This window comes from Collimonas sp. PA-H2 (assembly GCF_002564105.1).
GTDB lineage: Bacteria > Pseudomonadota > Gammaproteobacteria > Burkholderiales > Burkholderiaceae_D > Collimonas.
The window spans coordinates 764,961-778,188 of record NZ_PDBX01000001.1; the positions used below are offsets into that span (position 1 = coordinate 764,961).

Genomic DNA, 13,228 nt, shown 5'->3' on the forward strand with positions numbered 1-13,228 from the left:
TTTTCGCAAAGAACGCGAAAAAAAACTCTGACCCCAATTGACTATCGCGCCGCAGTTTTGACGTTGATGTTGCTTTTGACGTTGCCGTTGCCGTTGTTTTTGACGTACCCCGCATTGAGACGTTGCCAAATCCGGCGCGTGTCAGCCGGGAATTGTGGGGGACATGTTTGAGCCGAAGGCGAGTTTTGTCCCCCACCCGGCTGATACGCGCCGGATTTGGGGACCCGACCGAAGGGAGGGCAACGGCTTTGCGGTCGCCTTTTCTTTGCTTACTTTCTTTTGGCCGGGCCGCGCAGGCAAGCAAAAGAAAGTAAGTAGCTGCCGGGCTACCCCCGGCAAGCGTCCACGGAGTACAAAACGTTTTAGCAACCCTCAGACCATTCTTAGCATGCCACCGACCATGCTCCGTAGAACGTCAAATGGGGTCAGAGTAATTTTCGCAAAGGACGCGAAAAAAAACTCTGACCCCATTTGACTGCTTAGCGGGTGATTTACAGTGCTGGCTTGGCGGAAATGCTAGTTCAGAGCGGGCAAACGCAAGGTCACTTCCAGGCCGCCCGCCGGGTGATTCCGCAACTGCAAAGTAGCCCGGTGATTCTCCGCGATATTCCGCGCAATCGTCAGCCCAAGCCCGGTGCCGCCAGTATCCCGCGACCGCGAAGTCTCCAGCCGGAAGAATGGATCAAACACCCTCTCCAGCAATTCCGCAGGAATCCCCACCCCGCCATCCCGAATACGGATCACGATATCCGCCCCCTCCCGCCCCACCTGCAAACGCGCATAACGCCCGTACTTGGTCGCGTTATCCACCAGATTAATCAGGCAACGACGCAAAGCGTTAGGCTGCGCCACGATCGAAGCCCGCGTGCGCCCCTCCAGCGTGACATCCTGCCGCGCATCCACCGCATCGGCACAGACGCTATCGAGCAAGGAATCGATATCCAGCTTCTGCATCGCCTCCGCCGAATCCATGCTGCGCGCCAGATCCAGCCCCTCGCGCACCATGCTCTGCATGACCGCCAGGTCCTCCAGCAATTTCTGGCGCAATTCGCCGTCGCCCACTTTTTCCAGGCGCAGGCGCAAGCGCGTCAAAGGCGTCTGCAAATCATGCGTGATCGCCGCCAGCATGTGAGTCCGATGCTGGATCTGCCGCTTGATGCGCGCCTGCATGGCATTGAAAGCGGTCGCAGCCTGCCGCACTTCGGTAGGCCCGCTTTCATCCAGCGGCGGCCGGTCGATATCGCTGCCCAGTTCGCCGGCGGCATTCGCCAGCAGCTGGATCGGGCGCGCCGTCATCTTGGCGACGACAAACGCCAGCACCGCGATCAGCACCATGAACAAGGCGAAATACAGCGAAGGAAAAGGCATCCCGGGCGGCCTTCCGCCGGGTGCGCCGGGCTCGCGCATCACGCGCAGCTTGACCTTCAGGACGGCGCCGTCCTTGAGGGCGACATATACCGCCTGGCATTCATCGAAATGGCGAGGACCAGTGCGTTCACGCAGCTTGCAATCCTTCTGCTTGACGACGGTCACGCGGCGTTCGCTGCCCAGCTTGGATTTTATCGCGCTCGTCAGCGAGGGGTTGTCGTTGACCGTCGGTTCGGTTTCGTTGACCAGGCTAGACTCGAGACCGAATTTTTCACTGGTCTGCAGCACGATGCTGCGGGTATCGGGACCGACATTGTCGATTGAAATGACGATCTGCTCGATGCGGTCGGCAATCCGCGATTCGTACCATTCCTTGAAATTCTTGCGCCGTTCGCTATCCGCCAGCCAGCCAGTGCTGCCGACCGCAACCAGGATCCCCGCCAGCAGAATCAGGAATACCCGGTTCGCCACCGAGCCAAAGAAATTTCTCACTGACAGTATTCCTTTTTCTACCGAGCGGACGTCGCGACTGGATCATGCAGCCGCATCACGACTCTACTGTCACTGCGGTGGCCAGGACATAGCCTTCGTTGCGCACGGTCTTGATGATTACTGGCGTGCGGGCATCGTCGCCCAGCTTCTGGCGCAGGCGGCTGATCTGGATGTCGACCGAACGGTCGAAAGGATCGGATTCGCGGCCCTGGGTCAGTTCCAGCAGCTGGTCGCGGTTCAGCACCCGGTTCGGATGATCGAGGAACACCTTGAGAATGCGATATTCCGCACCCGACAAGGCCACCACCAGGCCGTCGTGGTTGACCAGGTGGCGCGCGATCAGGTCCAGCGTCCAGTGGCCGAACTGGATCTGCTGGGCTTCCGGCGACGCCATATTCGGCGGCAAGGCTTGGGTGCGGCGCAACACGCTGCGGATGCGGGCAAACAGCTCGCGCGGCTCGAACGGCTTCGACAGATAGTCGTCGGCGCCCATTTCCAGCCCCAGGATGCGGTCCAGCGGCTCGCCGCGCGCGGTCAGCATGATCACCGGGATATTCGAATCGGCGCGCAGATTGCGGCACAGCGTCAGGCCGTCTTCGCCCGGCAAGGTAAGATCCAGCACCACCAGGTCGACCCGGGTTTCCGCCAGCACTTTGCGCATGTCGCTGCCGTTGGTCGCCATCAGGGTGCGGAAGCCATTGGCATCCAGGTATTCGGCCAGCAAAGTCCGGATTTCGTGGTCGTCGTCGACCACCAATATATGAGCAGCGGTTTCCATGTGCTTGATTATCCTAGTAGCTGCAGTAAGACCGGAAGTACGGCCAATCCAAAATTCAGGCTATCCATGCCGGTCATCGTCGTTGATAACGATGCATTCAAGACAAACTATAGCCGATACGCAACGACAGCAAGTATTTGCCGTTTTCGGGATTATGGCAAGCCGGCGCAAGAAAGACGATAGTAATTTGTATATTGGCATATCCGCCACGCACCCCGACACTTTAGGATACAAAGCAAACTTGACGCCATACATGCGGATACAAAGCTCGATCTCTATGAAAAACCGGCGATACACCAGCGCGTTCCAATGCGAACTGTGCGGATTGCACTCACATTCATAGAAGGACTCCACCATGTTCAAGCTTCGCAAACAATTACTGATCGGCGTGACTGCATTGAGCATTGCCACCATGGGCCTGACTGCCTACGCCCAGACCGACGGCGCCAGGAAGGGCCCGCCGACACCGGAACAGCAAGCCAAATTCGCCGACCGCATGGCAAAAATGCAGGCCAAATGGCATGACGACCTGAAGATCACGGCAGCGCAGGAACCTGCCTGGCAAACCTTCATCGGCAAGATCAAGCCGGTCCGGCCGGCCGAGCCGCCCAAGCGCCCAAGCAAGGAAGACTGGGACAAACTGACAGCGCCGGAACGCCTGGAGCACCGGATGGAATTCCTGAAACGCGCTGAAACCCGCCTGGCCGACCATACTGCCGCGGTCAAGGAATTCTATGCTGTCCTGACGCCGGTGCAGCAAAAGGTCTTTGACGAGCACTTCAAGCAGCTGGAAAAACGCCGTTTCGGCCATCACGGTGAGCACCGCGGCGGCCCTGACGGCGCTCCGGAAGGCCGTCCATAACGCGGGAGCCAGATCCCGCCGCCGGCCCCTGCCGGGCCGGGCAACAGGCGAAGCCGTAGACGTTGCGCGCATCACGGCGCGCAACCCTGCGGCTTCATCATTTGCCGCCCTGCTTTTGGCGCGCGGCAGCCGCCAATTGCCGTTGGCATTGCCTGCCGCTACACTGCCAGACGCCGTTCATTAATTTGAAACAATTTCTAATAAATACACACGGCGGTAAAATTTACTCGCTAAACTCATGTAATTACACTTCGACAATCCGTTGACTCCTGATTCCAGCGGATCCAGCATTGCATCCGACCACACTCTGACTGACCTCCTGCCTGCGATGACTACTACACCGACTCCAAAAATCGACCAACCTAGCCAGCCGCAAAGCCGGCCTGCCCTGCTTCCCAACCAGCGCCAGGACGGATTTCAGCGCGGCTGGCTGTGGCTGGTTGCAGTCGTGGTGCTGGCCTTGGCAGCCTACCTGATCTGGGGTCGCACTCATCCGGCCGCCGACGGCGCCGCGGGAAAGCCAGACCAGGCAGGGCAAGCCGCAAACGGCGGCGCTAAAGGCGCGGGTAAAGGTGGTAAGCGCGGCGCCTTCGCCGGCGCCGGCGGTCCATTGCCGGTCGGTGTCGCGGTCGCCAAGAGCGGCGATATCAACATCTATATTTCGGGCCTGGGCAGCGTCACTCCCGAAGCCACGGCTATCGTCAAGAGCCGGGTCGACGGCCAGTTGATGAAATTGCATTTCCAGGAAGGCCAGGTAGTGAAAGCCGGCGCCTTGCTGGCAGAACTGGATCCGCGCCCTTACCAGGTTGCCGTGACGCAGGCCGAAGGCCAACTGGCCAAAGACACTGCCTTGCTGAAAGCCGCGCAAATCGATTTGCAGCGCTATCGCACCTTGCTGGCGCAGGATTCCATTGCCAGCCAGCAGGTCGATACCCAGGCGGCGCTGGTCAAGCAATATGAAGGCACGGTCAAGTCGGACCAGGGTTCGCTCGACAGCGCCCGTCTGCAGCTCACCTACTCGCGTGTCACCGCGCCGATCGGCGGCCGTCTAGGCCTGCGCCAGGTCGACCTCGGCAACGTGGTGCATGCCAGCGACACCAACGGCATCGTCATCATCACCCAGTTACAGCCGATCACCACCGTATTCAGCATTCCCGAAGATAATATCCCCAGCGTCATGAAGCAGATCCAGGCCGGCAAGAAACTGCCGACCGACGTCTGGGACCGCGACCAGAAGAACAAGCTCGACAGCGGCTACCTGCTCACCATCGACAACCAGGTCGACAGCACTACCGGCACGGTCAAGCTGAAAGCTGAATTGCCGAATGCCGGCTACACCTTGTTCCCGAGCCAGTTCGTCAATGCCCGCATGCTGCTCGACACCCGCAAGAACGCCATCGTGATTCCGAACGCCGCTATCCAGCGCGGTTCCAAAGGCACTTTCGTGTATGTGGTCAAGCCCGACCACAGCGTCACCATCCGCCAGGTAATGGCCGGTCCGACCGAAGGCGAATCGACCGCCATCGAGCAAGGCATCGCCGCCGGCGAAACCGTCGTCATCGACGGCATCGACAAACTCAAGGAAGGCGCCAAAGTGGAGCCCGTGATGCGCGGCGGTCCTGCCGCGGCGCCAGCCGCCGCCGATGCCGCCGGCGCCCACAAGGGCGGCCACCGCCGTCGCCAGGATGGCGCTGCCGCTGGCGATGCGCCTGCCGCGCCCGCCGCCGCCAACAAGAGCAACAGCCAATAACCGGCTGTAAAGAACGGAACGCATGAATCCCTCACGCCAGTTTATTCTCCGGCCGGTCGCCACATCCCTGTTGATGCTGGCGATTTTCCTGGCCGGCATCGTCGCCTACAAGCAGCTACCGCTTTCGGCCCTGCCGGAAGTCGATTATCCGACCATCCAGGTGGTAACGCTGTATCCCGGCGCCAGCCCTGACGTCATGACTTCCTCGGTGACGGCGCCGCTGGAGCGGCAGTTCGGCCAGATGCCTGGCCTTAACCAGATGTCGTCCACCAGTTCCGGCGGCGCTTCGGTCATCACGCTGCAGTTCAGCCTGGACCTGAGCCTGGATATCGCCGAGCAGGAAGTACAGGCGGCAATCAACGCCGGCAGCAACCTGCTGCCGTCCGACCTGCCGACGCCGCCGATCTACAACAAGGTCAATCCGGCCGACACCCCTATCCTGTCGCTGGCGATCACCTCCAAAACCCTGCCGCTGCCGAAGGTGCAGGATCTGATCGATACCCGCCTGGCGCAAAAGATTTCGCAAGTGCCGGGCGTAGGCCTGGTCAGTCTGTCGGGTGGCCAGCGGCCTGCCGTGCGGCTGCAGCTGAATCCGCGCGCCATCGCCGCGCTGGGCATGAATCTTGACGATATCCGCACCGCCATCGGCAACGCCAACGTCAACCAGGCCAAGGGCAGTTTCGACGGCCCCTCGCGCGCCTCGACCATCGACGCCAACGACCAGCTGCGCTCAGCCGACGAATACCGCAACCTGATCATCGCCTACAAGAGCGGCGCGCCGATCCGCGTCTCCGATGTCGCCGATGTCGTCGACGATGCCGAAAACGTGCGGCTGGCGGCCTGGGCCAACCAGTCGCCGGCGATCATCCTGAACATCCAGCGGCAACCGGGCGCCAACGTCATCGGCGTGGTCGACAACATCAAGAAGATCCTGCCGAAACTGCAGGACACCCTGCCCGGCGCCATCGATGTCCAGATCCTGACCGACCGCACCACTACCATCCGCGCCTCGGTGTCAGATGTGCAGTTCGAACTGCTGCTGTCGATCGCGCTGGTGGTGATGGTGATTTTCCTGTTCCTGCGCAGCGTCCCCGCCACCATCATTCCCAGCGTGGCGGTGCCGCTGTCGCTGATCGGCACGTTCGGCGTCATGTACCTGACCGGGTTTTCAGTCAACAACCTGACCCTGATGGCGCTCACCATCGCCACCGGTTTCGTGGTCGACGATGCGATCGTGATGATCGAAAATATTTCGCGCTATATCGAAGAAGGCATGAAGCCTCTGCAGGCGGCCTTGAAAGGCGCCGAGCAGATCGGCTTCACCATCATTTCCCTGACGTTTTCCTTGATTGCAGTGCTGATTCCGCTGCTGTTCATGGGCGACGTGGTAGGACGCCTGTTCCGCGAATTCGCCATCACGCTGGCGGTGGCTATCCTGATCTCGGCCGTGATTTCGCTGACGCTGACGCCGATGATGTGCGCCAGGCTGCTGCATCACATCCCGGAAGAAAAGCAAAGCTGGTTCTACCGCAAGAGCGGCGCATTTCTCGACAGGATCATCGCCCGCTACGGCGTCGCCCTGGAATGGGTGCTGCGCCATCAGTTCTCCACCCTGATCGTCGCCATCGGCACGCTGGTGCTGACCGCGGTGCTGTACATTTTCATTCCGAAAGGCTTTTTCCCGGTACAGGACACCGGTGTCATCCAGGGCATTTCGGAAGCCAGCCAGTCGGTTTCCTTCTCCGCCATGGCGGAACGGCAGCAGGCGCTGGCGGCCGTGGTGCTGAAGGATCCTGCAGTTGAAAGCCTGTCTTCCTTCATCGGCATCGACGGCACCAACGCCACGCTCAACAGCGGCCGCATGCTGATCAACCTGAAGCCGCGCGACCAGCGCAACATGAGCGCCAGCGACATCATCCGCCGCCTGCAGCCGGAACTGGACCGCCAGGTCGGCGGCATCACGCTGTACATGCAGCCGGTGCAAGACTTGACCATCGAGGACAGCGTCAGCCGCACCCAGTACCAGTTCAGCGTCGAGGATGCCAACCCCGCCGAGCTCAGCATCTGGGTGCCCAAGCTGATCGAACGCCTGCGCCAGATTCCGCAGCTGGCGGATATCGCCAGCAACCAGCAGGATCTCGGCCTGCAAGCCTATATCGCCATCGACCGCGACGCCGCCTCGCGCCTCGGCATCACCACTGCCGCGATCGACAATGCCTTGTACAACGCCTTCGGCCAGCGCCTGATCTCCACCATCTACACCCAGTCCAATCAGTACCGGGTCGTGATGGAAGTGAAGCCGGAATTCCAGAAAGGCCCGGCGGCGCTGAACAGCATCTACCTGGTAGCAGGCAACGGCAACCAGGTACCCTTGTCCAGCATCGCTACCATCGAAGAGCGCACCTCGCCGCTGGTGATCAACCATATCGGCCAGTTCCCCGCCACCACCATTTCCTTCAACCTGGCGGCGGGCGCCTCGCTGGGCGACGCCGTCACGGCGATCCATGCGGCGGAACAGGAAATCGGTTTGCCGGACAGTATCCAGACTAACTTCCAGGGCGCCGCGCTGGCGTTCCAGGCATCGTTGAGCAATACCCTGATCCTGATCCTGGCGGCGATCATCACCATGTATATCGTGCTCGGCGTGCTGTATGAAAGCTATATCCATCCGATCACCATCCTGTCGACGCTGCCGTCGGCCGGTGTCGGCGCCTTGCTGTCGCTGATGATCGCCGGCAGCGATCTCGGCATCATCGGCATCATCGGGATTATCCTGCTGATCGGTATCGTCAAGAAAAACGCCATCATGATGATCGACTTCGCCCTGGATGCCGAGCGCAACGAGGGCAAGAGCCCGCGTGAAGCGATCTACCAGGCTTGCCTGCTGCGCTTCCGTCCTATCCTGATGACCACCATGGCGGCCTTGCTGGGCGCCCTGCCGCTGATGCTGGGCAGCGGCGTCGGCTCGGAGCTGCGGCAGCCGCTGGGGATCACCATGGTCGGCGGCCTGCTGGTATCGCAGGTGCTGACCTTGTTCACCACGCCGGTCATCTACCTGGCGTTCGACAATCTGGCGCGCCGCATGCGCGAGCGTTTCGGCAGAAAGGATGCCGACAGCGACGACGACCAGCATGACGGCAGCACAGCGGAGCCGGTCAAGCCGTGATGACAGCATGAATATATCGCGTCCCTTTATCCAGCGGCCGATCGCCACCACGCTGCTGACCATCGGCGTGGCGCTGGCCGGCATGGTGGCGTTCCGGCTGTTGCCGGTATCGCAGCTGCCGCAGGTGGATCTGCCGACCATCTCGGTCTCGGCCGGCCTCCCCGGCGCCAGCCCGGAAACCATGGCGGCCACCGTGGCGACACCGCTGGAACGTGCGCTCGGCTCGATTGCCGGCGTCACCGAAATGACTTCCTCCAGCACGCTGAGTTCGACCCGCATCACCATGCAGTTCGATCTCAGCCGCGACATCGACGGCGCCGCGCGCGACGTCCAGGCCGCGCTCAACGCTGCCCGCAACCTGCTACCAACCGGCCTGCCCAGCAATCCGAGCTATCGCAAGGTGAACCCGGCCGATGCGCCGATCATCATCCTGTCGCTGACCTCGGACAGCATGACGCAAGGCCAGATGTACGACGCCGCCGACACCATCCTGGCGCAAAAACTGTCGCAGGTGAAAGGCGTCGGCCAGGTCAGCGTCGGCGGCAGTTCGCAGCCGGCGGTGCGGGTCGAGCTGAATCCGACCGCGCTCAACAAGTACGGCATCGGCAGCGCCGATGTGCGCACCGCGATTGCCGCCACCAATGCCAACCGTCCCAAGGGCGTGCTGGAAGACGGCGACAAGAACTGGCAGATCTACGCCAACGACCAGGCCAAGACCGCCGCCGAATACATGCCGCTGATCGTCGCCTATCGCAACGGCGCGGCAGTGCGGGTCAGCGATGTCGCCCAGGTAACCGATTCGGTGGCCAATGTGCGCAATGCCGGTTCGGCCAATGGCAAACCTTCCGTGCTGGTGATCCTGAACCGCCAGCCGGGCGCCAACATCATCGAAACCGTCGATGAAGTGCGGGCCTTGCTGCCGCAGCTGCGCGCCTCGATCCCGGCCGCCATCAACCTAGATGTCGTGATGGACCGCACGCCGACCATCCGCGCTTCCCTGCGCGAGACCGAACGCACCCTGCTGATGTCGATCGCGCTGGTGATCATGGTGGTGTTCCTGTTCCTGCGCAGCGGCCGCGCCACCTTGATTCCAGCGGTAGCGGTGCCGATATCGCTGATCGGTACTTTCGGCGTCATGTACCTGCTCGGCTACAGTCTCGACAACCTGTCGCTGATGGCGCTGACGATTGCCACCGGTTTCGTCGTGGATGACGCCATCGTGGTGCTGGAAAACGTCTCGCGCCATATAGAACAGGGTAAGAAACCATTTGCGGCCGCCATGCTGGGGGCCAAGGAAGTCGGCTTCACGGTGCTGTCGATGAGCATCTCCCTGATCGCGGTATTCATCCCTATTCTGTTGATGGGCGGTATCGTCGGCCGCCTGTTCCGCGAGTTTGCGGTCACCCTGTCAGTGGCGATCCTGGTGTCGCTGGTCGTTTCGTTGACCACTACCCCGATGATGTGCGCGCGCCTGCTGAAACACGAACCGGAGCGCAAGCAGGGCCGTTTCTTCACCGCCACCGAGCGTGCCTTCGATGCCATGTTGCGCGGCTACGAGCGTTCGCTGGCCTGGGCGCTGCGCTTCTCGCCGCTGATGATCATCATCCTTGTGGCCACCATCTTCCTCAACGTCTATCTGTATACGGCGATTCCCAAAGGCCTGTTCCCTCAACAGGATACCGGCCTGGTGATCGGCGGCATCCAGGGCGATCAGTCGATTTCGTTCCAGTCGATGAAGGTCAAGCTTGATCAATTTGTCAGCATTGTGCGCAGCGACCCGGATGTGCAAAGCGTGATCGCCTTTACCGGCGGCGGCCAGAGCAATCGCGGCAACATGTTCATCACGCTCAAGCCGCTGACCGTACGCAAGCTCACCGCCGACCAGGTGATCGCGCGCCTGCGCGGCAAGCTCAGCCATGTGCCGGGCGCCAACCTGTTCATGCAATCGGTACAGGATATCCGCACCGGCGGCCGTTCCAGCGATGCCCAGTACCAGTACACCCTGCAGTCGGACGACCTCAACGAGCTGCGCACCTGGGAACCGAAAATCCGCGACGCCTTGAGCGCGCTGCCGCAGCTGGCCGACGTCAATACCGACCAGCAGGACAAGGGCTTGCAAACCACCCTGACCATAGACCGCGAAACGGCTATACGCAGCGGCGTCACCCCGCAGCTGATCGACGCCACCCTGAACGATCTGTTCGGCCAGCGCCAGGTGTCGACCATCTACAGCGGCATGAACCAGTATCACGTGGTGATGGAAGCCGGGCCGCAGTACTTGCAAAGCCCGCAGATCCTGCACAATACTTATGTCAGCATTCCTGCCAGCACCGCCAATCTGTCGCCCACCACCTCGGCGCTGGGCACGCCGCCAGCCTTGACCGCGGGCGGCCAGCTAGCGTCCAATTCGTCGCTGGCGCTAACCTTGTCGACCGCGGCCGAACAGCAGATGCCGCTGGCGGCATTCTCCAGCTTCCAGCCGACCAACACCTCGCTGGCAGTGAATCACCAGAGCCAGTTCATCGCCTCCACTATCTCCTTCAACCTGCCGGCCGGCGAATCGCTGTCGAACGCCACGCTGGCGATCAACGACGCCATGGCCAGGATCGGCGTGCCGACCTCGGTGCACGGCAGCTTCCAGGGCACCGCCAATGTATTCCAGTCATCCCTGAACAGCCAGCCGATGCTGATTCTGACGGCGCTGCTAGCGGTCTACATCGTGCTCGGCGTCCTGTATGAAAGCTATGTGCACCCGATCACCATCCTCTCGACCCTGCCTTCGGCCGGCGTCGGCGCCCTGCTGGCATTGCTGGCGACCGGCACCGATTTCAGCCTGATCGCCCTGATCGGCGTGATCCTGCTGATCGGCATCGTCAAGAAAAATGCGATCATGATGATCGACTTCGCCCTGCATGTAGAACGCGAACAGGGGCTGTCGCCGCGCGATTCGATCTTCGAAGCCTGCCGCCTGCGTTTCCGGCCGATCATGATGACCACCATGGCCGCCATGCTGGGTGCGGTACCGCTGGCGCTGGGCGCCGGCGACGGCGCCGAACTGCGGCGGCCGCTGGGGATTGCGATTGTCGGCGGCCTGATCATGAGCCAGCTGCTGACCCTGTACACGACGCCGGTGGTGTATCTGTACATGGACAGGTTCCGTCTGTGGAGCAAGGATAAATGGGAACGGCGCGGCGGCAGAGCGGCGCCGGATGCAGCTGAAGCGGTGTAAGCTAGCTAGGCTAGAGACACCGCAAGCACGACCAAAAAGACAATCAACGGATCTGATATGAAACACTCGCAAGCATCTATGCATAAAACCCTGCTGGCGGCGGCTGCCGCGGCGCTGTTGCTGAGCGCCTGCGCGGTCGGCCCTGACTATGTACGGCCGGCCGCCGAGGCGCCGACCGCCTTCAAGGAAAACAAGGACTGGAAAACCGCCACGCCGAAAGATCAGGAGCTGCGCGGCAACTGGTGGGAAATCTATCAGGATCCGCAACTGAACGGCTTGATCGAACAGGTCAATATCTCCAATCAGAACCTGGTGCAGGCCGAAGCGCAGTTCCGCCAGGCCGCGGCGCTGGTGCAATCGGCTCGGGCAGCTTACCTGCCGACGGTATCGGCCAGCGTTTCCGCCACCCGCTCGGGTGGCGGACGCACCGGCAGCAGCAGCACCAACACCAGTGGCGGCTCAGTGTCGAACAGCTTCTCGCTCGGTCCAAGCGTGAGCTGGGAACCGGACCTGTGGGGCCGCATCAGCCGCACAGTGGAAGCCAATCAGGCCACGGCCCAGGCCAGCGCCGCGGACCTGCAGGCCACCAGGCTGAGCGCGCAAGCCACGCTGGCGCAAAACTACCTGCAACTGCGGGTGCTCGACGCGCAGCAAACCTTGCTCGACGATACCGTTGCCGCCTACCAGAGATCGTACCAGCTGACGCAGAACCAGTATGCGGTTGGAGTGGTGGCCAAGTCCGACGTCATCCAGGCCCAGACCCAGCTCAAGGGCGCCCAGGCGCAGGCGCTCGACAATGGCGTGCTGCGCGCCCAGCTGGAGCATGCCATTGCCATGCTGACCGGACAGCCGGCCTCGGCTTTCTCGATTGCGCCGGCCGCCATGGTGGCGGTGCTGCCGACGATTCCGGTCGGTGTCCCTTCCACCTTGCTGGAACGGCGTCCCGACATCAGCGCCGCCGAACGCCGCGCGGCGGCAGCCAATGCCCAGATCGGCGTCGCCAAGGCCGCCTATTTTCCGAACCTGACCCTGTCCGCTTCGGGCGGCTTCCAGAGCAACAGCTTTGCCAACTGGCTGACCGTGCCGAACCGCATCTGGTCGCTCGGCCCGGCGCTGGCGGCAACCCTGTTTGACGGCGGTGCGCGGCGCGCCCAGAGCGACCAGGCGATCGCCGGCTTCGACGCCAGCGTCGCCGCCTACAAGCAAACCGTGCTGACCGGCTTCCAGGAGGTTGAAGACAACCTAGCCGCCTTGCGTATCCTGGAACAGGAAGCGGCGGTGCAGGATGAAACGGTCAAGTCGGCACGGCTGGCGGTGGAACTGATCCTCAATCAATACAAGTCAGGCCTGGTGAATTACACTAGCGTGGCGACGGTCCAGGCAACTGCGCTCAGCGCAGAGCGCTCGGCGCTGGATATCCAGAACCGGCGCCTGTCTGCCAGCGTGTTGCTGATCAAGGCGCTGGGCGGCGGCTGGGACCAGGCTGAACTGCCGGCCAACAAGGTGTTGAATGACCGCGACGCTACTATTGCCGGCGCCAGCGGCAAACCAGCCGCGAAGTAGCTGTTGGCCGTAGGCGGCGC

The 13,228-nt window shown here is 61.9% G+C and carries 7 protein-coding genes; 5 read left to right on the forward strand and 2 right to left on the reverse strand.

All coding sequences use genetic code 11. From position 1 onward, the window contains the following. Positions 1-516: 516 nt before the first annotated feature. Positions 517-1,860 (reverse strand): ATP-binding protein, encoded by a 1,344-nt coding sequence (locus tag BCF11_RS03450; protein WP_199110731.1) that lies wholly within the window; start codon positions 1,858-1,860, stop codon positions 517-519. Positions 1,861-1,915: 55 nt separating this feature from the next. Beyond that, complete coding sequence (locus BCF11_RS03455) at positions 1,916-2,638, reverse strand: response regulator (RefSeq protein WP_199110733.1); 723 nt, start codon at positions 2,636-2,638, stop codon at positions 1,916-1,918. Between the two features lie 355 nt (positions 2,639-2,993). Between BCF11_RS03455 and BCF11_RS03460 the strand changes: the two genes are divergently transcribed. The 5 genes from BCF11_RS03460 (at position 2,994) to BCF11_RS03480 (ending at position 13,208) form a co-directional block, all read left to right on the forward strand. After that, positions 2,994-3,500, forward strand: coding sequence for a Spy/CpxP family protein refolding chaperone (locus tag BCF11_RS03460; RefSeq protein WP_098493503.1), 507 nt, complete (start codon positions 2,994-2,996; stop codon positions 3,498-3,500). A gap of 328 nt (positions 3,501-3,828) precedes the next feature. Then, positions 3,829-5,250 carry an MdtA/MuxA family multidrug efflux RND transporter periplasmic adaptor subunit gene (locus BCF11_RS03465; protein ID WP_098493504.1) on the forward strand — a complete coding sequence of 474 codons (1,422 nt, stop codon included), beginning with the start codon at positions 3,829-3,831 and terminating at the stop codon, positions 5,248-5,250. Positions 5,251-5,272: 22 nt separating this feature from the next. Next, the gene (locus BCF11_RS03470; protein WP_098493505.1) at positions 5,273-8,416 is read left to right on the forward strand and encodes an MdtB/MuxB family multidrug efflux RND transporter permease subunit; all 3,144 of its coding nucleotides are present in this window, start codon (positions 5,273-5,275) and stop codon (positions 8,414-8,416) included. A 7-nt stretch (positions 8,417-8,423) separates the two neighbouring features. Further along, positions 8,424-11,645, forward strand: coding sequence for an efflux RND transporter permease subunit (locus BCF11_RS03475; protein ID WP_098493506.1), 3,222 nt, complete (start codon positions 8,424-8,426; stop codon positions 11,643-11,645). A gap of 78 nt (positions 11,646-11,723) precedes the next feature. Further along, positions 11,724-13,208 (forward strand): efflux transporter outer membrane subunit, encoded by a 1,485-nt coding sequence (locus BCF11_RS03480; RefSeq protein WP_304441858.1) that lies wholly within the window; start codon positions 11,724-11,726, stop codon positions 13,206-13,208. The last annotated feature ends 20 nt before the right edge of the window (positions 13,209-13,228 follow it).

What these genes read in the sequence shown, in the direction of transcription:
- BCF11_RS03480 (WP_304441858.1), top strand. Translation starts at nt 11,724, where the DNA reads ATGCATAAAACCCTGCTGGCGGCGGCTGCCGCGGCGCTGTTGCTGAGC.
- BCF11_RS03460 (WP_098493503.1), top strand. Translation starts at nt 2,994, where the DNA reads ATGTTCAAGCTTCGCAAACAATTACTGATCGGCGTGACTGCATTGAGC.
- BCF11_RS03475 (WP_098493506.1), top strand. Translation starts at nt 8,424, where the DNA reads ATGAATATATCGCGTCCCTTTATCCAGCGGCCGATCGCCACCACGCTG.
- BCF11_RS03470 (WP_098493505.1), top strand. Translation starts at nt 5,273, where the DNA reads ATGAATCCCTCACGCCAGTTTATTCTCCGGCCGGTCGCCACATCCCTG.
- BCF11_RS03455 (WP_199110733.1), bottom strand. Translation starts at nt 2,638, where the DNA reads ATGGAAACCGCTGCTCATATATTGGTGGTCGACGACGACCACGAAATC.
- BCF11_RS03465 (WP_098493504.1), top strand. Translation starts at nt 3,829, where the DNA reads ATGACTACTACACCGACTCCAAAAATCGACCAACCTAGCCAGCCGCAA.